The organism is Helicobacter trogontum (assembly GCF_000765905.2).
Lineage (GTDB): Bacteria > Campylobacterota > Campylobacteria > Campylobacterales > Helicobacteraceae > Helicobacter_A > Helicobacter_A trogontum.
This window is the reverse complement of record NZ_JRPL02000001.1, coordinates 140,620-161,508: the sequence shown is the minus strand read 5'-3', so window position 1 is coordinate 161,508 and position 20,889 is coordinate 140,620. Positions and strand designations below refer to the sequence as shown.

Here is a 20,889-nt window from a genome sequence, read left to right as displayed (position 1 = left end):
TTACAAACCCCTAATCAAAATATTCTTGAGCTATTAGTTTGCCATAATAATACCGCAAGGCTTGTATCTTTTTTTTCTGAGTTACAACATACAGCCAATTATGCAATACCCCTCTTTTAAAAGTCGTCTTTAAAGATACATTATCTGATGCATATTGCACAAAGTCTCCATGCAGTATGCCATGCTTATAAAAACCTATAAAATGAGGATTACCATTTGCATAAAAATGACGGAATCTTCCGTGCAACATATTGTCTTTATAATGAACTTCCCATGCAAGTACACCGCTTGGATAATACCCTACAAATTTACCATGTTTTAATATCCCCTTACATGTACCCTCCATCACAACACCATCAATGATAGTCTTACATGAGGTCATTTTGGCATATACATAAGAAGATGAAGATATAAAAACCAAAATAATACACTTAAAAATATTTTCTCTCAACAAAAGATACCTTAATTTTACATACGAAGAAACAAAAAAATGAAAGGGGATATAACAAAAACTGCCACAAAGGACAGGCTATGAAAACCTAGCATAAATAGATTTTCATAATGGTTAAAGAACAGCGTAGTCTTACTTTACCTTAAGTACAGCATTGATTTTTTTCAATTTATCTTCTTCAAGTAGATAGCGTAAATTGCGTTCATCTTGTTTACTTTTTCTTAATTCTTCTTCTTTTTTGGTAATTCTATGAAGAATTTCTGTAGATCTAGTAACATTTCTATTTGATTGTGCTTCTTCTAAATCTAAACGTAAATTTTTAATATCAAACTCTACTGAATCTCTATATTGTCTGAATTTCTCAGTTTGTGCTTTCACCGCTTTTAGAGTGTCAAACTCAATTTGTGCGATCTCTCTTTTTTGTTTTAGATTCGCTGTTTCATAAAGTTCTTTTACAACGCCCTTGGGTGCGGCAGATGCACCAACATGGTCATGGTGGGCTGCATGATGACATGCAAACATTAACCCGCTCGTCGCTATAGAAACAAACATCAACTTTTTAAGAACCATCATAGCTTCTCCTTTTGGCATAGAAAAAAATAAAAATTATGGATGCCATTATAACGAAATATAATGGGTTTTAAACCTAAATTTTATAAAAAAGTAGATATTTTATCTTATATCACATCTATTTTTACCATTTCAATCACTTTGTAATATAGCATCCAAACTTCTACAAAATAGAGCGTACAACACTCCTATAAATACCACTTAAAATGATTAATATATAAACTTTAATACTTTACTTATACAATAAATTACATCCTAGATTATCAAATAATAATTAAAGCTTATAAACATCTTAATAATACAAAAAATAACATTTATAATTAAACTTATATACTTGTTTTATACTTGATTTTACATAAAGCTTTAGACTTAGCATACAAAATTTATGCAAAATCTTCATCTTTTACTCGCCCTTTTCTTCTCTCTTCTTGATACTCCTGCTGTGTCCAAATATTTATAATCTTGCCTTCGCTCATTTGCACAACCCGCTGTGCTAATTCAATAGTGCTTGGCCTATGTGCTACAACAATCAGGATTTTATCTTTTTGCAATGTGGCAAGTGCATCTTTAATCGATTCTTCTGTCTCCTCATCAAGAGCACTTGTGGCCTCATCAAGTATTAAAATATCAGGATTTTTATAAATTGCCCTTGCAATCGCTATCCTTTGTCTTTGCCCACCACTTAAATTTGTACCAAATTCATCAAGGATAGTATCTATACCATCATCAAGTTGTGATACAAAATCATATGCCTGTGCCTTTTTTAAGGCATCAATCACCTTTTCCTTATCAATCTCCATCCCATAAGCAACATTACTAGCAATACTTCCGTGAAAAATAAAAATACGTTGCGTTACAATAGAGATATTTTTACGCAAACTCTCTTGTGAAAGATTCTTTAAATCATAATTATTAATGAGGATCCTGCCCTCATCTGGTTCATAAAGCCGTAGCAAAAGACTCATAAATGAGCTTTTTCCACTACCACTTTTACCGATAATAGCTGTTGTTGTATTTCTTTCAAACTTTAAAGTAAGGTTATTGATTGCAGTAAAATCATCATATTTTAGTGTAATATTCTGTGCTTCAATAGATTGTATAGGAGATTGTAAAATCTCTTTACCATCAATAATTTTTGGCTCTCTATCAATAATATCTGAAAGCCTCTCATTTGCAACAAGTGCTGGTTGTATGCCTGCAAAACTTCCATTCAACCCCTTTAATGGTTTATAAAGTAAAAACATAGCTGCCAAAAGCGAGAAAAATTGCCCTGGACTCATCTTATCATGCAAGACTTCTAACCCACCTATGATAACAACAATTGCCATGCCTATTGCACCAAAAAGTTCCATAAGAGGCGAAGTTAATAAACCAACTCTTGTTGATTTACGTCCTAAACGAAACATTTCGTTACTATATTCTTTATATTGCTTGAATTCTAATTTCTCACCATTACTTGCTTTGATAATTTCCATATTATTAATAATTTCAAATACTCTTGAATTCATATTTACACTTGTTTGAAAACTTTGATTTGCAATAGTTCTTAACTTTTTTGCGATAAAGCGAATAGGAATAATAGATAAAGGCATAATCATGAGTGCAAGTAATGCTAGAAATGATCCATTATACACAATAACTACACTATATGCGATAATAGTTAGGATTGTGCTTAAAAAGTTCATAAGATAGCTTGTAGCAAAATATGATACTGTAGAAATATCACTAATACGTGCTAGAATCTCACCGCTACGCATACGATTAAAAAAATCAAGCTCAAATTCTAAAACTCGCTTCATTACCTTCTGTCTTACTAGATTCTCAACATTAGCATTAATATAAGAAAGATAATAGCCTTGCATATAAACCCCAAGCCCTTTAATAAAAAATATTGTAATAAGAACTAAAGGCATAATATATAACATCGCTTCATTTTTAGTATTAAAAACATTATCGATCAAAGGTTGTATTACATGTGCACTACCACCAGACCCAATGGCAGCAAGTACTATACCAATAAAAGCCATAAGGTATTGCCATTTATGTTGCTTCACATAGGGACCAAAACGCTTATAAATCAGTTTAAAATCTTTGCGTAAATTAAGAGATTGGTTTTGCTTATTATTTTTCATTTTTACTTCCTTATGAAAGAAATAAGGCTGGATTCTAACATATTTGAATAAACTATCTAAAAGTAGTAAATATTAAATATTTGAGGTTTTTATCATTAAATATCGTCTTACAAGTACCCATTATATCCCCATTTGGACGTTAAAGATTGTGTTATATTTCTTGAGAAATGAAAAATAGCTTTTTTGTTTATTGCTATCATATAGCATTTTTAGATGTTTTATATGGGCACATGAGATTATTCATACTTTGCTTCTATAGTAGCTTATATACATTGGTTTACAAGAACCTAAGAATTAGCCAATAATATCTTATAACCTCATGAACATATTATACTTTAATTATTAAATTTATTATTTTTAGTATATAAAAATTATTTATTTTAAATTTATATCTACAAAAATAAAAAGTTACACAAGCCCTATATTACTATAGTTATATATTTTATATTATAATTTCGATTTTCACAACGAAAATATTTGGAGATAATTTATGTTGCAAATTGAAATTTCACAACAGGCAAATCTGCCTACTCGGTTTGGCGATTTTAAAACAAAAGCATTTCGCGAATACATGCCTAATGGCGAAAAAAGAGAGCATCTTGTTGTTTTTACAGAAAAATTTGAGAATACACCACTAGTGCGAGTGCATTCAGAATGTTTAACAGGAGATGTGTTTGGATCTAGAAAATGTGATTGTGGTCCAGAGCTCTCTTTTGCCATGAAGCAGATTCACAAAGAGGGCGGTATGCTTATTTATTTGCGTCAAGAAGGAAGAGGTATTGGACTTTTTAATAAAATTAATGCTTATAATCTGCAAGATCAAGGTATGGATACAGTAGAAGCAAATGAAGCATTAGGTTTTGCAAAAGACGCACGAGAATACGAGATTGTAAATGAAATCTTTAAGCATTTTAATATTAAAAAAATAAGACTTTTAACAAATAATCCACGCAAGATTGATTCAATGAATCAATATGTTGAATGCGAAAGGGCAAGTATCATCATTGAGCCAAATGAGCATAATAAAGGTTATTTGCAAATCAAAAAAGCAAAACTAGGACATTTGTTATAAGTCTTACTGAATACATGATATAAGGAACATCTACTCATAGTCTTAAGACTTTTTAGTAGATGACTAGATAATCTATTTTAGATTCCACTTCTTTTATTATAAAAACTTCTACTTTTTAAGTTCTTTTTATCCACCATAAAGTCCTATTTATTAATAAAAAATATGAAAATTTATAAGAATCTATGATAAAACTCATACATCAAAAAAATACCCTTAATATAAAATATAAGAAGTATTGATTTTTCAGTCAAGTTTTATAATTTATGTGCAATTAAACTTGCAAGGCTTTTTTCTCATCAAGTACTTTAGTAAGTTTTTCTTGTAAATCATGTAAATTCTGCTTATTTTGTAAAACCACTGATTCTGGTGCATTTGCAATAAAATTTTTATTATTCAACATACCCTCTAGTTTTGTAATCTCCTTTTGAATTTTTTGTTCTTGCTTATCTAATCGCTCTAAAATCCCTGCAACATCAAAATTACTTGCAGCTAAATATACTTTTGTTATCTCACCAATATCAGCAATACACTGCGATGGTTTAGAATCTACAAATACAACTTCTTGCACCTTTGCTAATTTTGCTACAAAGGAAACAAAAAGTCGATCAAAGCTTACAGAATCTTGACCTATATAAAGCGATTGCAATAACTCTTGATCATCTTTTTGTAATTCTATAAACACTTTTGACAACACATCGCTACTTATCCCTAAATTTGCACGCATTCTGCGAATTGTAGTAATAGAATCAAGTGTAATCTCAAAACCCTTTTCTAATGTAATATTTCTCGCAGTATCTTTTGGAAAAGATTCTATCATGATAGAACGATTTTCTTTTAACCCTGCTTCTATATCACGTCCCAAAAGCCTTTGAAAGATATATTCACTTAAAAATGGCATTAAAGGATGTAAAAGCTTCATGGATTCTATAAGGATACTCGCAAGTTCAAATACACTTTCCTTACTTGCTTTCGCACATTCTATACCAATGTCACAAAATTCATTCCACAAAAAGCGGTATAAAACACTGGCATATAAATCAAAACGATAAGCTTCCAAGGCATTACGCACCTCAGCGATAGCTAAATTTAACCTTGATTTCATATAGATTCCAAGCGGAGTTTTATATTCTTGTAAATTCTCCTTTTCGCTAAATACATACTGTGCTTCTAACTGCCCTGCATAAAGTTCTAAAAAACTCATTGCGTTAATAATTTTATTTGTAAAATTACGTGTAATTTCAAGTTGCTTTTGTGAAAGGCGAATGTCCCTACCCTGCACACATAAAAAAGCAAGGCTAAAGCGGACAACATCAGGGCTGTAAGTCGCACAAAGATTCAAAGGATCAATTACATTGCCCTTTGATTTACTCATTTTTTGCCCTTTTTCATCAAGCACAAGAGCATGCAAATAAATATCTTTAAATGCAATTTCCTTGCAATTAATATCCGCACTTAAAAGCATCCGTGCAACCCAAAAGAATAAAATATCAAAGCCTGTAATAAGCAACGAATTAGGATGAAAATCATTTAAATCATTTTCTTGCCACAATTCCCCCTTACCAAAATCACCATTACCAAAACCAAGTGTGCTATGTGTCCAAAGCCCAGAGCTAAACCATGTATCAAGCACATCATTATCCTGTGTGATATTCTTACTACCACATTTCGGACATACTGGATTCTCATTTTTACTTGCAAATTCATTTCCGCATTCACAATAAAATACTGGGATTCTGTGCCCCCACCATAGCTGACGACTGATACACCAATCACGTAAATCACGCATCCACGCATCATAATTATTTTTCCATTGACTTGGATAAAATCTTGTTTCAGCATTATTCACACGCTCGATTGCTCCTTGTGCAGCCTCTTTCCTCACAAACCATTGCTTTGAAATATAAGGTTCAATAATATTTCCACAGCGATAGCAAACACCTACTTTATTCGTATAATCTTCAATTTTTTCTACAAACCCCGCTTCTTCTAATGCAGACACAATGTGCTCTCTTGCCTTAAGCCGCTCCATACCGCGAAATTCGCCGCAATACTCATTTAAGATTCCATTTTTATCAAACACTACAATATGTTCTAAATTATGACGAAGTGAAACTTCATAGTCATTCATATCATGTGCAGGTGTTACCTTTACTGCTCCGCTACCAAACTCCATATCTACGATAGAATCTGCAATAATTTGTATCTTTCTGCCAACTAATGGTAAAGTAAGTGTTTTACCAATCAAATGCTTATAGCGAGAATCCTCTGGATGCACCATTAATGCTGTATCACCAAAAAATGTCTCTGGTCTTGTTGTCGCAACGATAATATAGGGTTGTTCTTTTTCAGATCCCTCATTTTTTACAATATCTTCTATAATATGCCCATTAGAATCCATATACTCGCTGAGGTAATATCGTAAATAATAAAGTTTACCCTTATTTTCTTCATATTCTACTTCTATATCACTTAATGCTCCATCATGTGTGCACCAATTAATCATTCTTTCGCCACGATAGATAAAACCTTTTTCATACCAACTACAAAAGCTTTCTTTCACCGCATTTTCAAGTCCTTTATCCATAGTAAATCGAGTGCGTTTAAATGCAGGAGAAAAGCCCATAATACGCATTTGCTCTAGGATCTTTCCACCACTTTCCTCTTTCCATTCCCACACTTTTTGAATGAAGGCTTCTCTTCCAATGTCTTCTTTTTTAATACCTTCTGCAAGTAATCTTTTTTCGACAACATTTTGCGTCGCAATACCTGCATGATCAAGTCCTGGCTGCCACAATACTCTAAAGCCATCCATTCGCTTATAACGTGTAATAATATCTTGCAATGTAAAAGTCAAAGCATGTCCTATATGCAATACACCCGTAACATTTGGTGGAGGCATCATAATGCAAAATGGCTTAGGGTTCTTATAATGTGGATTATAAATTTGATGACAATCTGGCTCAAAATAGCCTTTTTCTTCGCATTCTTTATAAATTAATTGTTCCCAAGCATGATTAAAAACTCGCTTATCATTTATAGAAGTATTTTGTTCTTGTGACATGGTATTTCCTTTGTGGCTTAATATTTATATTAACGTTTATAAGTGCTTTGTGTGATAGCAAGATGCAATTCAAAAGAAAGATTTCCTTTTTTTGTTTTTTGCACTACAAATGGCAACTCAAGTATTGCACTCATATTATTTGCATGTAACTTAGGTATAATATCAAGTATCAATGATAAATTATTAATCCCCACTTCCCCTGTAATCATGTAGAATTGTTTCTTAAGTTGATCTTTTGATATTAAATCCTCGCCTGTCTTTTTTACATTTATACGCAAAAAACCTTTAGGCAAATTTTTCCGTATAACAGCTTCATTTATAACACCATTAAATACTTTTATTTTTTCACGATTTTTCCCAGAAAACGCATCAATTTTAGCTTGTGCATTATCTCTTACCGCCCTTGTGTTAGCAAGCACATCTTGCGTTACACGCGTAAAACGCACTTGTTCTTTATAAGTTTCAACATGTGGCATAATATCAACATTGATATAATAGACAACCGCAACAACAAATAATACACTCCATACAATATGTCGAAAAATAATATCTGGTTCCACATCTTTTAGTATTGCCATACAAACCCCTTATTACTTTACACTTGCATTTCTATCATATTATTTTTGTATACATTCATCGCCTCTACCCTATATTTCATCGATACGTTCTACCAGACCATCATCATTTAATGTCTGGCTAATAGATTCGAAATTTAGCCAACCGCTTGGGAGCTCATAAAAACTTGCATTACTACTTGCATAAATAGTGCGTAGTTGAGACTGCAATGAGGTTTCAAAAAGCTCTTTGCTGATAGTTATTCCACGCATAAAAAGCTGGTTATTTTCAAATCGTATTGTCGTTATTTGTACTCCTTGAGGAATCATGGCAATAATGTTTTGAATCTGCATTCTTAGCTTTTCATCTCTTACATTAATTTTTTGTGCAACCTCAAGTTCATAATATAATCGCTCACTTGCTTGTTCTAAATCTTTTGTTGTCTGTATAATTCTTTCTTGCTCTGCCTTTGCCAATTCTTGAGTTTCTTTTAGGTTTTCTACTTGCAATAAAAGTTGTACTTTAAAGATAATTAAAATGCTAAAGGCAAGTATAAAATAAAAAATCCAAATCTTTGTAGCTGGCTTTAACACATGCTTTGATGTTGCTTTTGTAAAACTATAAGTCATAATCTTTTCCTAACTATCTAACTCAATTTGCATAACATTTGTTAATTCTTTTAATAAATCAAGTCTAACAAGTGAAAGATCTATCATAAGATTTGATTTAATATTATCTATTGCTTGAGATGAGATTCCATAACAATCAAATAATACAATTTCCTCAATAAAATCACTTTCATACAATGAATTATTATAAAAATCCTTAATCGCAGCGTGTAAAAGATTAATGATAGTAGTAGATCTTCCTAAATCTTGCAAATGATCCATACCTGTTCCTTCATCATCACCACTGTTACTTGAACCACTCACATTCCCACTTACTTCACTTGTAAGACTATCAAAATCAAAATTTTCATAATCCTCCAATTCATCTTCTAACCCACCAAGTTCCGTATTTAAATCATCTAAACCCTGCATAGTGGAGCCTTGCTGTGTGCTTGTTGTTGCAACAAGTGTATCCTCTGATAATGAAGATGGTAAAGAATCTTTTACATTTGTAATATGTTCTCCTGCACTCATAGGCAAAAAAGAACCATATAAAATCGCTTTTCTCGTTAAGACAAGTGCTGATAAATTCTCTTTTTCTTGCAATACAAAAAGTTTTGGTTTATCACCCACAAATGTTTTTGCTTTAAAAAAAAGCAGTACAAAAGGTGAAAATAAAAAATCCAACCCCATGGCTTTTTTAAACATATTTTGATATTGTGTAACATCATCTTTTAAAATAAAAGCAAAAGCACTTGGTAGTTTTATAAACTTGTATTCCTTTTCATTCACATTAAACGCAGCAAATTGATTTTTCTTTACACCTGGGACCAAAACCTGCTCTGTATTCTTAGAGAGGATTGCTACATAACTATATGCATAGCGAGATTTTAATTTCTTGATAAACTTAATAACTTCAGCAGAGAGATTCCCATCTAAAATCTTAAATTCTCTATCAATCTCTTCCACGATATGACCACCACGTTTTTTTACAACCTTGATATTACAAGCAGTCGTATTATAATTTACACCGATAAGCACAGTTGCAAAAAGTGGCCGAAAAAGCATACCAAGAATGCTCACAATAAAAACCTTATCTATTCAATTTTCCAGCATTATAGCATAGTTTTAACTATATAATTTTTGGATACTGCCTATTGTCAAGCAAAAGTTGCTCCATTTATTAATATATGTAAGAAATCCAAATAAGCATACCTTTTATTCTTACAATAATTCAATAATTTCTTTTAAAGATTTCACAACATGGCTTATAGAATCTTGCGTGATAATATAAGGAGGCATAAAATATATTGTATTACCAAGTGGACGCAATAATAGTCCCCTTTTTAATCCTTCTTCAAAAATCAATATATTTGGACGTTCTTTTTCTGTCATAACTTCAAAAGCTACAACCATACCGCATATTCGCATATTCATAACTCTATGAGATTCTCTTAAAACCTCGAACTCTTTTTGCATAAATAGGCTTAATTGTTTATTCTTTTCAATAATATTATCATGTTGAAAAATATCAAGCACTGCATTTGCTGCTGCACATGCAAGTGTATTTCCTGTGTAACTGTGTGAATGCAAGAATGCCTTATAAGTGCTATATGGTGCATAAAAAACATCATATATAGAATCTGAAGTAATTACAACTGAAAGAGGCATATAACCACCACTAATTCCCTTTGACAAACATAAATAATCTGGCACAACATCACATTGCTCCAACGCAAACATGCTTCCTGTGCGACCAAAGCCAACTGCAATCTCATCAAAAATAATCTGAATTCCATACTTTTTACATAATTTTACTGCTTCTTTAATATATTCCTTATTATACATGTGCATATTGCCAGCACACTGAATGAGTGGCTCAAGGATAAAAGCACAAATTTTTTCTCCATGCTCTTTTAGTTTTGTTTCCAAATTTTCTAAAGCATTGGCATAATCACCAAATTGCGTTGTTGGGACATCTGTGCGTAAAGTTTTTAACAAAATAGGTGCATATGTTTCTTTATATAAGGAAACATCCCCAACACTCAAGGTGCCTATTGTTTCTCCATGATATGAGTTGCTCAAAGAAAGGAAGAGATTGCGATTTTCCTTAAGATTACGAAAATAATGGAAACTCATCTTTAATGCAACTTCAATGGCAGATGAACCATTATCAGCATAAAAACATTTATTGAGTGGTTGCGGCAACATTTCACAAAGTCGCTTTGATAACGTAATAATTGGTTCATGACTAAATCCAGCTAAAATTACATGTTCCAAATTATCAAGCTGTGACTTTACAGCTGCATTAATATAATCATTGCAATGTCCAAAAAGATTAACCCACCAGCTACTCACACAATCAATATAGCCTCTATCATTAAAGTCATATAAATAAATGCCTTTTGCTTTCTTGATAGGAATGATAGGGAGTCTTTCATGGTCTTTCATTTGCGTACACGGATGCCAAATATGTGCTAAATCAAGTGTTGCTAGGTGCGTTTGAATGTTTCCTTGCATAATAAAGCCTTTTTGATTAAAACTAGCTATTTTTCAGTACAATAGTAACTAAAAATCACTTATTTTGCAATGTTATTACAAATAAGATTTCACACAAAAGGAACATAAAATGCAAGCTACAGCAATTTTACAAGCATTAGAAAAGGATAATAATCTACGCGCACTACAAAATATAAAACATGATGGAATCTTCATTATTAAAGACAATAAAAGAATGTTAAACCTATCTAGCAATGATTATTTAGGTGTTGCTACTGATACGCAATTAAAACAAGAATTCTTTGATACGATAGATAAAGAGTATCTACTTCTAGGTAGTACTTCATCGCGTAGCTTAAGTGGAAATTATGAAGTTTTTACGCAACTTGAAGACTATATTGCCTCACATTTTAATAATAAAGCTTGTCTTCTCTTTAATAGTGGTTATCATCTTAATGTCTCCTGCATGCAAGCCTTAAGCGAATTTAATAATGTATTGTTTATTGTAGATAAACTTGCCCATGCAAGCATTATTGATGGCTTGCGACTTGGTGGAAAAAGATTTATGCGATATACGCACAATGATATGGAATCACTTGCCAATATTCTAGAGAAAACACACACGCAATATGATAATATTATTATCGTAACTGAAGGACTTTTTAGTATGGATGGCGATCTAGCCCCCTTGCAATCTCTTTGTGCTTTTAAAAAGCAATATAACAATGTTATGCTGTATCTTGATGAAGCTCATAGCGTTGGTGTATTTAGCGAAAATGGCTTGGGTTTGGCTAATCATTTAGGATATGCTGATTCTATTGATTTTTTAGTTTATACCTTTGGTAAAGCTATCGGTTCTTTTGGTGCGAGTATGCTTTGTTTGCCTCATTTTAGAGATTTCTTTATAAATAAATCTAGAGGTTTTATTTATTCAACTGCCATTCCTCCAATAAATGCAGCATGGAATCTCTTTATTTTTCAAAAGCTTCAATATATGCAAAAAAGACGGGATCATTTAATGCATTTGAGCAAATTATTACGCCAAGAGTGTTTAAACTATAATATAAAATTAATGGGGGAGGCACAAATCTTATCCGTAATAGTCCATACAAACGAAAATGCACTTTTACTAGCCAACAAGCTTAATAATGCTTGTTTCTTTGCTCCTGCGATTAAAACTCCAAGTGTACCGCCAAATACAGCAAGGATTAGAATCTCACTTACAAGCAATATGCAAGAAGAAATGATGATAAATCTTGCTTCCATATTGAATATGAATAAATTTTAATTCACATCATATTCATGATATTTTCACTTAACTTTCACTTAATTTTCATGTATAATACGTGAATATAAGTTTAATTCACTAAAATTATAATGTATTAAAAAATTCTATAGTGAATATATTAAGGACAAATATGAATGATATGAATGCTTTACTTGAACAATTACAATATGAGATACCACAAAAAGAATATCAACAATACATAAGTCAAATTTCTTTTGATTCTATAAATTCAACTCCCAATCATCTTATTTTTACAACACCAAACATTTTTATAGCAAACTGGGCAAAAAATAAATACACAGATTTAATATTAAAGATTCTAAAAGTCAAAGCAGAAGAAAAAATAAAGATAGATTTTATTGCGAATAATAAACAAAATAAAATAAATACAGAGAATAATAAAAGTAAAAAATATATTATTTCAAATAATCAAACTTTTAGAAATGAATATGCTTCATTTAAGAACTTTATTGTTGGAGAATGTAATCGATTTGCCTTTGAAACTGCAAAAGAAATCTCAAAAAATCAAGCTAAATGGAATCCTCTCTTAATCTATGGTAATACTGGGTTAGGAAAAACACATCTATTAAATGCTATTTGTAATGCCGTATATGAAAGGTTGCCAAATGCAAACATTATATACATAACCGCAGAAAACATGTTTAACGAATACAGATTAAGAGTCCAAAATAATACAATGCAACATTTTAGAGAAAGATTCCGAACATGTGATTATTTGCTCATTGATGATGTACAATTTTTATCAAACACAGAAAAATTTCAAGAAGAATTCTTTAACACTTTTAACATTATCGTCCAAAATGGTGGGCAAATTGTAATGACAAGCGATAAAGCACCAAAATTTATAGATAAACTTGAAAAAAGATTGAAATCTCGCTTTGCAGGAGGAATGATGACAAAAATAGAATCTCCAGAGCTTGAGATGAAAATAAATATTATTAAACAAAAATGTGCCCTAAATAACATTACCCTTGATCAAACTATAATCAATTTCATTGCAACCCAACTACATGATAATATACGAGAAATAGAAGGTACAATCATTGATATATATGGCAACATGTCAATTATGAACATACCAATAACACTTGATATAGTGCAAAATATTCTCAAAGATAGAGAAATAGAGGCAAAAACCACAAACTTTGATGATGTGGTTAATCTTATAGCAAAAGAATACAATATCAAACCAAGTGAGATAAAAAACAAAACCAGAGGTAAAAAGATCATCGCAAAAGCAAGAAAAATAGTAACCTATATTGCAAGAGAAGCAATCAACACAACTTTTCCATACATTGCAACAGAACTAAATCTTAAAGATCATAGTGCAGTAAGTAAACAAATAAAATCAATTAAACAGGAAATGGAAAAAGATAATGCACTAAAAATCGAGGTGCAAAACCTACTATCAAAACTCAAACAAAATGTACAATAAACAAACAAATTAAAGCTACTTCCAAGTATATTTTTGTTATACTACATACCTTGTTTGTGTCCTAAAAATGAATTAAATGTGAATAAAAAAGACAAAAGATAATTACGTAAAATCACCTAAATAACGCTTTAAAAAAGCAAAAAACTCTTTATTCACATTATTCAAGCACACTACTACAACAACTAACTTTACTATTAATAATAAAGGAGAGATATATGAACATAATAAGTATTGATAAAAGCAAATTAGATCAAGCCATCACTAATATGCAATCTGCTATAAATAAGAAGAATGTAATAGATATTACTGCAAACATATCTCTAGAAACAACTGATAATAAACTTATCCTTAAAGCAACAGATCATGAAATTTATATACGCACAACACTTAAAACAAACTCAATACAAGGTGAAATAAAATGCGCGGTTAATGGTGAAGCAATAGGTAACTTCATAAAAGGATTAAATGACACAGAAGTAATTATTGAACAAGATAACGAAAATCTCTATATTAAACAAAATAAAGCTTCTGTATTTAAGATTCCAATATTTGAAATCAATGACCTCCCATTTAGCCAAGACTACAAAAATGAACAACAAGATTTCCAAGCAGTAAATATTAATAATAATTTTTTATTGCAATCCTTAAAAAAAATTATGCACTGCTGTAATGATAAAGAAAGCTTTAATATTGCTATGCAAGGCATTCTTTTTGAAATCAAAGACAACCAAATAAACATCGCAGCAACAGATTCAAAACGACTAGGATATATACAAAAACAAACAGAATGCAATAAAGACTTTATCAGTATAATACCCAAAAAAACACTACAAGAAATTTTAAAACTATTCTCAACAGATTGTGAGTTATATGTTAAACCAATGCAAGATAGCAATAAAATTGAGACAATATGTTTTGTAAATGAAGATGTGGAATTTTACGCAAAACTCATAAATGCTAACTTTCCAGATTTTAAAAGCATTATCTCAAACAAACCACAAACACCTGCTATACAAATCAGTAAAGAAAAAATCTTAAAAACTCTTAATCAAATGAATGCTATATGTCAAAGAGTAAAAGTTACTTTTGAAACCAATAAAATTATTTTTGAAACGTTAGAAGGTATGAATGGTGCAAGTGCTTCAGTAACAATCAATGATATTGAAAATCACAAAACCGAAACAATTACGATTGGACTTGTTAATAGACACTTATTGGAGTGTATCAGTAATATTAAACAAGAAGAATTCGAACTAATTATCGATGATCCATATAAACCAATTTTTATAATTACTAAAGATTTTGAAGAAGTTATAATGCCTCAAATTCTCTAAAAAAGAAAGGAAAATAATGGAAAATAATATAAAAAAAGAATACTTAGCAGATAATATCAAAGTTTTAAAAGGACTAGAAGCAGTCAGAAAACGACCAGGTATGTATATTGGCGATACCAATACAAATGGATTGCATCACATGATCTATGAAGTAGTAGATAACTCTATAGATGAAGCAATGGCGGGGTATTGTAAAAATATTAAAATAACAATTACGGACAAAGGCAGTGCTATTATCGAAGATGATGGTAGAGGAATACCAGTTGACATACACCCAACTGAAAATATACCAGCTGCAACAGTTGTTTTAACCGTTTTGCATGCAGGCGGTAAATTTGATAAAGATACTTATAAGGTATCAGGTGGTCTGCATGGTGTTGGAGTAAGCGTTGTTAATGCTCTTTCTTGCAAGCTTATTATGACAATTCACAAAAATAATAAAATTTATAGGCAAGAATTTGAAAAGGGGATTCCAGTTACTGATTTAGAAATCATTGGAGAAACAAAAAAACACGGTACAACTATTGAATTTTTTCCAGATCCAGAAATTATGGAAGTAACTGAATTTGATTCTAATATTCTTACACGCAGATTTAAAGAAATGGCATACCTTACACATGGTATAAAAATTAGATTTAAAGATGAAAGAGATGGTAGCGACACTACTTTTCATTTTGAAGGTGGTTTAAGCCAATTTATAGAAGATATTAATAAGAAAAATTTAATTACGCAAATTTTAAGTTTTGAAGCCACAGAAAACGAACACGATTCTGAAATAGAAATTGCCCTAGCCTATAATGAAGGTTATGATGAAAAGGTTTTAAGCTTTGTAAATAACATTAGAACTCCAGATGGTGGCACACATGAAGCTGGATTTCGTGCAGGGCTTAGTCGTGCGATCTTAAATTACATCGAAACGAATGCTAATGCAAGAGAAAAGGATGTAAAAGTATTGGGCGACGATGTAAGGGAGGGGTTAGTAGCTATTATTGCTGCTAAAATCATGGAACCACAATTTGAAGGGCAAACAAAAGGCAAATTAGGGAGCTCTTTTGTAAAAGGTATAGTCCAAAAACTTACCTATGAAAAAATGGCGAAATTTTTTGAAGAAAATCCTAGTCAAGCAAAACTGATTATGCAAAAAGTACTTATTGCAGCAAGAGGCAGAGAAGCAGCAAAGAGAGCAAGAGATCTTACACGAAAAGATAATAAAGTTTCAGTCTCTACACTGCCAGGTAAATTTGCTGATTGCCAAAGCAAGGATCCAAGTGAATGCGAAATTTACCTTGTAGAAGGTGATAGTGCGGGGGGATCAGCAAAGCAGGGCAGAGACAGAAGATTTCAAGCGATATTACCATTGCGAGGTAAAATTTTAAATGTTGAGAAATCAAGACTTGATACAATCTTAAAAAGTGAAGAAATTAAAAACATGATTACTGCTTTTGGTTGCGGTATAGGTGATGAGTTCAACGAAGAAAAATTACGCTATCATAAAATTATCATCATGACAGATGCAGATGTTGATGGTAGCCATATACAAACACTTCTTATGACATTTTTCTATCGCTACTTTAAGCCATTAGTGCAAGGTGGATACATTTATATAGCCCAACCACCACTTTATAAATATAAACGCAATAAAAAAGAAGTCTATCTTAAAGACGATAAAGCTTTGAGCGATTTTCTTATAGAAAATGGCATTGAACATTTTAATTTTAAAGGCATAGGACATAATGAACTGTTGCAGATTCTAAAAATTATAGCACATTATAGACAGCTTATCAATGATTTGGAAAGACGCTATAGTGTGCAATATGTCTTGCGATATTTGGTGGAAAATGAGCTTGATACACATGATTTAGAAGCTCTGTCTAAAAATATTGAATCTTATCTCTTAAGCAAACAATATAATGTTTTAAAAAAACATATTGATGAAGTTTCTATAACTTTAAATGCACAAACAAATCTAGGTATAACAGAGATAAAAATTACACGTAATCTCTTTCATGATATGAACTTTAAGGAATGTAAAAGAATATATCAAAAAATCATTGAAAGAGAACTTGAATTTTTAGAAGGTAAAGACATTATAACAGGATTAGAAGAAATTGAGGAAGCCACAAGAAAGAAAGGTGATATTAGCCGCTATAAGGGCTTAGGCGAGATGAATAAAGAGGAGTTATGGGAGACAACTATGTCACCACAAAATCGCACTTTAATCCAAGTAAAAATTGAGGATGATGAAATGGCTGATGAAATGTTTAGTATTTTTATGGGTGATGAAGTGGAGCCAAGACGACAATATATTCAAAAACATGCACGAGATGTTAAGAATCTTGATGTCTAATTGTGAAAATATAGCTTTAAAAAAGTTTTACTTATGTTTTTAAAAGCAAGATTAAATCACTTTAAACTTTCAAATGCAAATTCTAAAGTGAATTTTTTGTATCATTTGCAAGAAAAGCTAGATGTTATCAAGAAAATATATCTGATTAAAAGGTAGAGTTTATATATCTCATTTTAAAACTTATATAAAAGTAAAAACTCTTTTTTTTACATTCCAAACTAAGGTTATAAAGGAAAAATATGCTTACTAATATTTTATATCTAAGCGTAAGCATATTATTTTGCTCTTTGTTGTGGCGTGTTGTATTGGGATTTTTCATGACTCAGCTTAGCATGTCTTATAAGATGTTAAAACGCAAGACATTACATTATTTACTTATTTGTTTTTATATAATCTTTGCATACATTATAGGGATGTATTGTGCCTATGGAACAATAGAATATCTACATATAATCTATGACATCAGAATACAAGATTCTATCGTATTAATAGTTTGCTCTTATATATGTTTTATGCTTTTACATATATTAAGCATACTTGATTTTTATACACAACGTGTTCCAAATATATTACTCGCCATTCTTTTTATTTGTGCTAATATTCTCTATTATTTAACACATCATTATTATGATTCTTATCCTTTTAGTGTCTTGGGTGTTATATATGGGGTGTATTTTATGTTGCATTTGGTAGGAAGAAAACAATATATAGGTGAGGGCGATGTATGGATTATTGCTAGTCTTACAATTCTTTTAGAATCTTTTTTTTTATATCAGATAAGTTTTATTTTTGAGGTATTATGCCTAGCGTCTATGATGGGTATTTTCTTTTATTATTATAAAGTGAGGCAAATAAGAAAAAAAATACCTATTTTAGATTCCAAAGACAAAGATATGCTAACAACTCATTCATGCGATAATAACCCTACTTCTTTGCAAATGCAAAAACATCCAGATTACTCACAAACATTTGAAAATAAACATTCTAAAATAAATTTGCAAATTCCTTTTATCCCTTTTTTGTCACTTAGTTTTTTATGTGTGAGTGTATATCATGTTGCTTAAAAAATACATAATGCGTGCCATTGGTGAAATGTTTTTCCCTTTCTTTTTTGTTTTGTTTTTTATTGCGTCCATTATTCTGCTACTAAATATTGCTATGCTAACAAATGGCGTAAAACTAGGTATGATTGATTTAGTGTGGTTATATCTCTATGGTATTCCAGCAAATACTTTTTTTGTCATTGCTCTCACTTTTTATAGTGCGTGTATTTTAGGTTTAAGTAAGCTTTCTTATGAATCTGAAATGCTTGTATTTTTTTCTCTTGGAGTTAGTCCTAAAGATATTATACGCATATTATTACCTTTATGTATTTTAGTGAGTTTTGTGCTTTGCATGTTTTCTTTTGTAATGACGCCAAATTCCAAACAAGCATACAAAGATTTTATTAATTTAAAAAAAAATGAAATCAATATAGATTTGAAGCCTGGTGATTTTGGGCAGAGGATTGGTGATTGGCTTGTATATGTTGATTCTAAAGATAAAAATGTTTTTTATGGGCTTGTCTTATACGCAAATACAACAGAACAAATAAATGATAATTTTATTATCGCAAAGACAGGCAAGATAGAAAATCGACAAGGTATTTTAGAGCTTGTATTATATGATGGAGAAGCATATTTTAGTGATAAAGACTTCTTACAAAAAATAGAATTTAAAGAGATGGTTGTGCGTAACTTTCTTGAGAGCACACAAGAGAGTGAATATAATGTTATTACATATTGGGCAAGTGCATTTCAAGGGGATCATAAACAATTAAAAAGATTCTCGCAGTCTTTTTGCACATCTTTATTTCCTCTTGTTAGTGTATTTTTTATACTCTTTTTTGGAATTAAAAATCCTAGATTCCATAAAAATTATGCATATTTTTATGTATTAGGTAGTGGTAGCTTTTATCTTTTAGCCATGTATATATTGTCTATGAATTTTCCTGCATTAAGCTTATTATTACCATTTATTTGGCTTTTTGCAGGTTATTATCTATATAAGAAATATATTAAGAGATTTTATTAATGAGCCTTAGTAATATTGTTTGTATTATTGCCTATGATGGATCAAAATTTTGCGGTTTTAGTCATCAGAACCATACAGATGGCTTACTTAGCGTAGCGGACTTTTTTGAACTTACTTTGCAAAAGATTGGCATAAAAACACATATTATAGGCAGTGGTCGCACAGATAAAAATGTGCATGCAACAAACCAAGTCATTAATTTTCATGCCCACTTATTTATGTCATTAGAAAAAATGCAAAAATTACTTAATGATAGATTATATCCTTTTATATTGATTAAGCAGATATTTATTGCAGATTCCAGCTTTCATGCACGTTTTAGTGCAAAAGTGAGATTTTATCGCTATATTTTTACGCAAGAAGAAATACTGCCTTTTTATAATGCTTATATTGCAAAGGTAAAACATGGGGATATTACTTTATTGCAAACTGCTTTATGCGAGTTTATAGGCACACATGACTTCACACTTTTTAAAAAAAATGGTAGTGAAACAAAAGATTCTATACGAACCATTCTAAAAACACATATTTTTCCAGCAAAAATTCATAATATTCCGTGTTTTGTCGTGCATATTGGAGCAAATGGTTTTTTGCGTTCGCAAGTAAGAATTATGCTTAAAGCTTGTTTTGAGTTTAGTTTAGGTAGAATTACATTGCAAAATCTTAGACGTCAAATACAAAATGATGTAACATTAGAGACAAATTTATGTGTGAGAGAATTAGCCCCAGCATGCGGGTTATATCTTCACCGCATTTTATATAAATAAGGTAGAATTATGCAACAATTACAACCAAGCATTGCTGAAGATGATGTAAAAATTCATCTAGCATGTAAAAATATATTTTTATCTTTATCACTTGGATTTTATTTGAAAGGGCATTTAAGTGCAATTGATAAGGCAGATTTCATTATTACAGATTCTGTGCTCACAAAAGAGAAATTCACACATATTCCAATTTGTGTAATTGGGAGTGATTTGCGTATCCCATGCAGTGTTTATGAAATGTTTTTTCAACTTCATGAGTTTTACAGCCATGTTAATGCAAAACAAGCTCAAATTTTTCAAAAAGATATGCATGCATTACAGCAAAATGAACTAAAATATAATAAAACGACACATCAGGCAAAAAAAATTCATGCACAACAATCTAAACCCATATCATCAAATCAAGCAAATGTAGATATGATTGAAGCCATCAAACAACAAAAAATGCAAGAAGTTATACAGCAGACAAACCCAGCTTTAAGTGGGCAAATTGAATTACTTTTTAATGAGCTTTCACAAAAAATTTATGATACATTAAAGAATAATACTCCTAAGGACTGATAGAAATATTTGCATTCAAAAACTAAAAATAAACAAATACTCTAACTAAATTCCATTAAACCAAGAAAATAAACTAGTTTTAGCCTTAATGATATACAGAAAAACTTATAGAATC

Annotated in this window: 17 protein-coding genes; 9 read left to right on the top strand and 8 right to left on the bottom strand. The window is 30.9% G+C overall.

Going from position 1 to position 20,889, the window contains the following annotated elements; all coding sequences use genetic code 11:
• Positions 1-10 precede the first annotated feature (10 nt).
• The 3 genes from LS81_RS00835 to LS81_RS00825 form a co-directional block, all read right to left on the bottom strand.
• Entirely contained in the window at positions 11-346 is a 336-nt protein-coding gene (locus LS81_RS00835; RefSeq protein WP_233715836.1) for a toxin-antitoxin system YwqK family antitoxin, read from the bottom strand.
• 237 nt (positions 347-583) lie between these two features.
• Positions 584-1,024, bottom strand: coding sequence for a hypothetical protein (locus LS81_RS00830; protein WP_034347459.1), 441 nt, complete (start codon positions 1,022-1,024; stop codon positions 584-586).
• 380 nt (positions 1,025-1,404) lie between these two features.
• A complete protein-coding gene (locus tag LS81_RS00825; protein ID WP_034347457.1) occupies positions 1,405-3,153 on the bottom strand; it encodes an ABC transporter ATP-binding protein in 1,749 nt (582 codons plus the stop codon).
• Positions 3,154-3,643: 490 nt separating this feature from the next.
• Here LS81_RS00825 and ribA point away from each other — a divergent pair, with 490 nt between their 5' ends.
• On the top strand, positions 3,644-4,225 hold the full coding sequence (gene ribA, locus LS81_RS00820; RefSeq protein WP_034347455.1) for a GTP cyclohydrolase II: 582 nt from the start codon (positions 3,644-3,646) through the stop codon (positions 4,223-4,225).
• 271 nt (positions 4,226-4,496) lie between these two features.
• Here the strand turns inward: ribA and LS81_RS00815 are convergent, their stop codons facing one another.
• From LS81_RS00815 to LS81_RS00795, 5 genes are all read right to left on the bottom strand, one after another.
• Positions 4,497-7,286, bottom strand: coding sequence for a valine--tRNA ligase (locus LS81_RS00815; protein WP_034347453.1), 2,790 nt, complete (start codon positions 7,284-7,286; stop codon positions 4,497-4,499).
• Between the two features lie 29 nt (positions 7,287-7,315).
• On the bottom strand, positions 7,316-7,864 hold the full coding sequence (locus LS81_RS00810) for a hypothetical protein (protein ID WP_034347452.1): 549 nt from the start codon (positions 7,862-7,864) through the stop codon (positions 7,316-7,318).
• Between the two features lie 69 nt (positions 7,865-7,933).
• On the bottom strand, positions 7,934-8,470 hold the full coding sequence (locus LS81_RS00805; protein ID WP_034347450.1) for a hypothetical protein: 537 nt from the start codon (positions 8,468-8,470) through the stop codon (positions 7,934-7,936).
• A 9-nt stretch (positions 8,471-8,479) separates the two neighbouring features.
• A complete protein-coding gene (locus LS81_RS00800) occupies positions 8,480-9,532 on the bottom strand; it encodes a hypothetical protein (RefSeq protein WP_233715835.1) in 1,053 nt (350 codons plus the stop codon).
• Between the two features lie 141 nt (positions 9,533-9,673).
• Complete coding sequence (locus LS81_RS00795; protein WP_034347448.1) at positions 9,674-10,969, bottom strand: adenosylmethionine--8-amino-7-oxononanoate transaminase; 1,296 nt, start codon at positions 10,967-10,969, stop codon at positions 9,674-9,676.
• Positions 10,970-11,078: 109 nt separating this feature from the next.
• Between LS81_RS00795 and LS81_RS00790 the strand changes: the two genes are divergently transcribed.
• The 8 genes from LS81_RS00790 (at position 11,079) to LS81_RS00755 (ending at position 20,774) form a co-directional block, all read left to right on the top strand.
• Positions 11,079-12,236: an aminotransferase class I/II-fold pyridoxal phosphate-dependent enzyme gene (locus LS81_RS00790; RefSeq protein WP_034347446.1), complete on the top strand. Its 1,158-nt coding sequence runs from the start codon at positions 11,079-11,081 to the stop codon at positions 12,234-12,236.
• A gap of 130 nt (positions 12,237-12,366) precedes the next feature.
• Positions 12,367-13,692, top strand: coding sequence for a chromosomal replication initiator protein DnaA (gene dnaA / locus LS81_RS00785; protein ID WP_052096625.1), 1,326 nt, complete (start codon positions 12,367-12,369; stop codon positions 13,690-13,692).
• Positions 13,693-13,907: 215 nt separating this feature from the next.
• On the top strand, positions 13,908-15,026 hold the full coding sequence (gene dnaN, locus LS81_RS00780; RefSeq protein ID WP_034347444.1) for a DNA polymerase III subunit beta: 1,119 nt from the start codon (positions 13,908-13,910) through the stop codon (positions 15,024-15,026).
• A gap of 16 nt (positions 15,027-15,042) precedes the next feature.
• Positions 15,043-17,373 carry a DNA topoisomerase (ATP-hydrolyzing) subunit B gene (gyrB, locus tag LS81_RS00775; protein WP_034347442.1) on the top strand — a complete coding sequence of 777 codons (2,331 nt, stop codon included), beginning with the start codon at positions 15,043-15,045 and terminating at the stop codon, positions 17,371-17,373.
• A gap of 239 nt (positions 17,374-17,612) precedes the next feature.
• Positions 17,613-18,437, top strand: coding sequence for a prepilin peptidase (locus LS81_RS00770; RefSeq protein ID WP_034347440.1), 825 nt, complete (start codon positions 17,613-17,615; stop codon positions 18,435-18,437).
• 10 nt (positions 18,438-18,447) lie between these two features.
• Positions 18,448-19,446 (top strand): LptF/LptG family permease, encoded by a 999-nt coding sequence (locus tag LS81_RS00765; protein ID WP_237022181.1) that lies wholly within the window; start codon positions 18,448-18,450, stop codon positions 19,444-19,446.
• The gene (truA, locus tag LS81_RS00760) at positions 19,446-20,213 is read left to right on the top strand and encodes a tRNA pseudouridine(38-40) synthase TruA (protein ID WP_034347439.1); all 768 of its coding nucleotides are present in this window, start codon (positions 19,446-19,448) and stop codon (positions 20,211-20,213) included. The genes LS81_RS00765 and truA overlap by 1 nt, the downstream gene beginning before the upstream one ends.
• A gap of 9 nt (positions 20,214-20,222) precedes the next feature.
• Positions 20,223-20,774: a hypothetical protein gene (locus tag LS81_RS00755; protein WP_034347438.1), complete on the top strand. Its 552-nt coding sequence runs from the start codon at positions 20,223-20,225 to the stop codon at positions 20,772-20,774.
• The last annotated feature ends 115 nt before the right edge of the window (positions 20,775-20,889 follow it).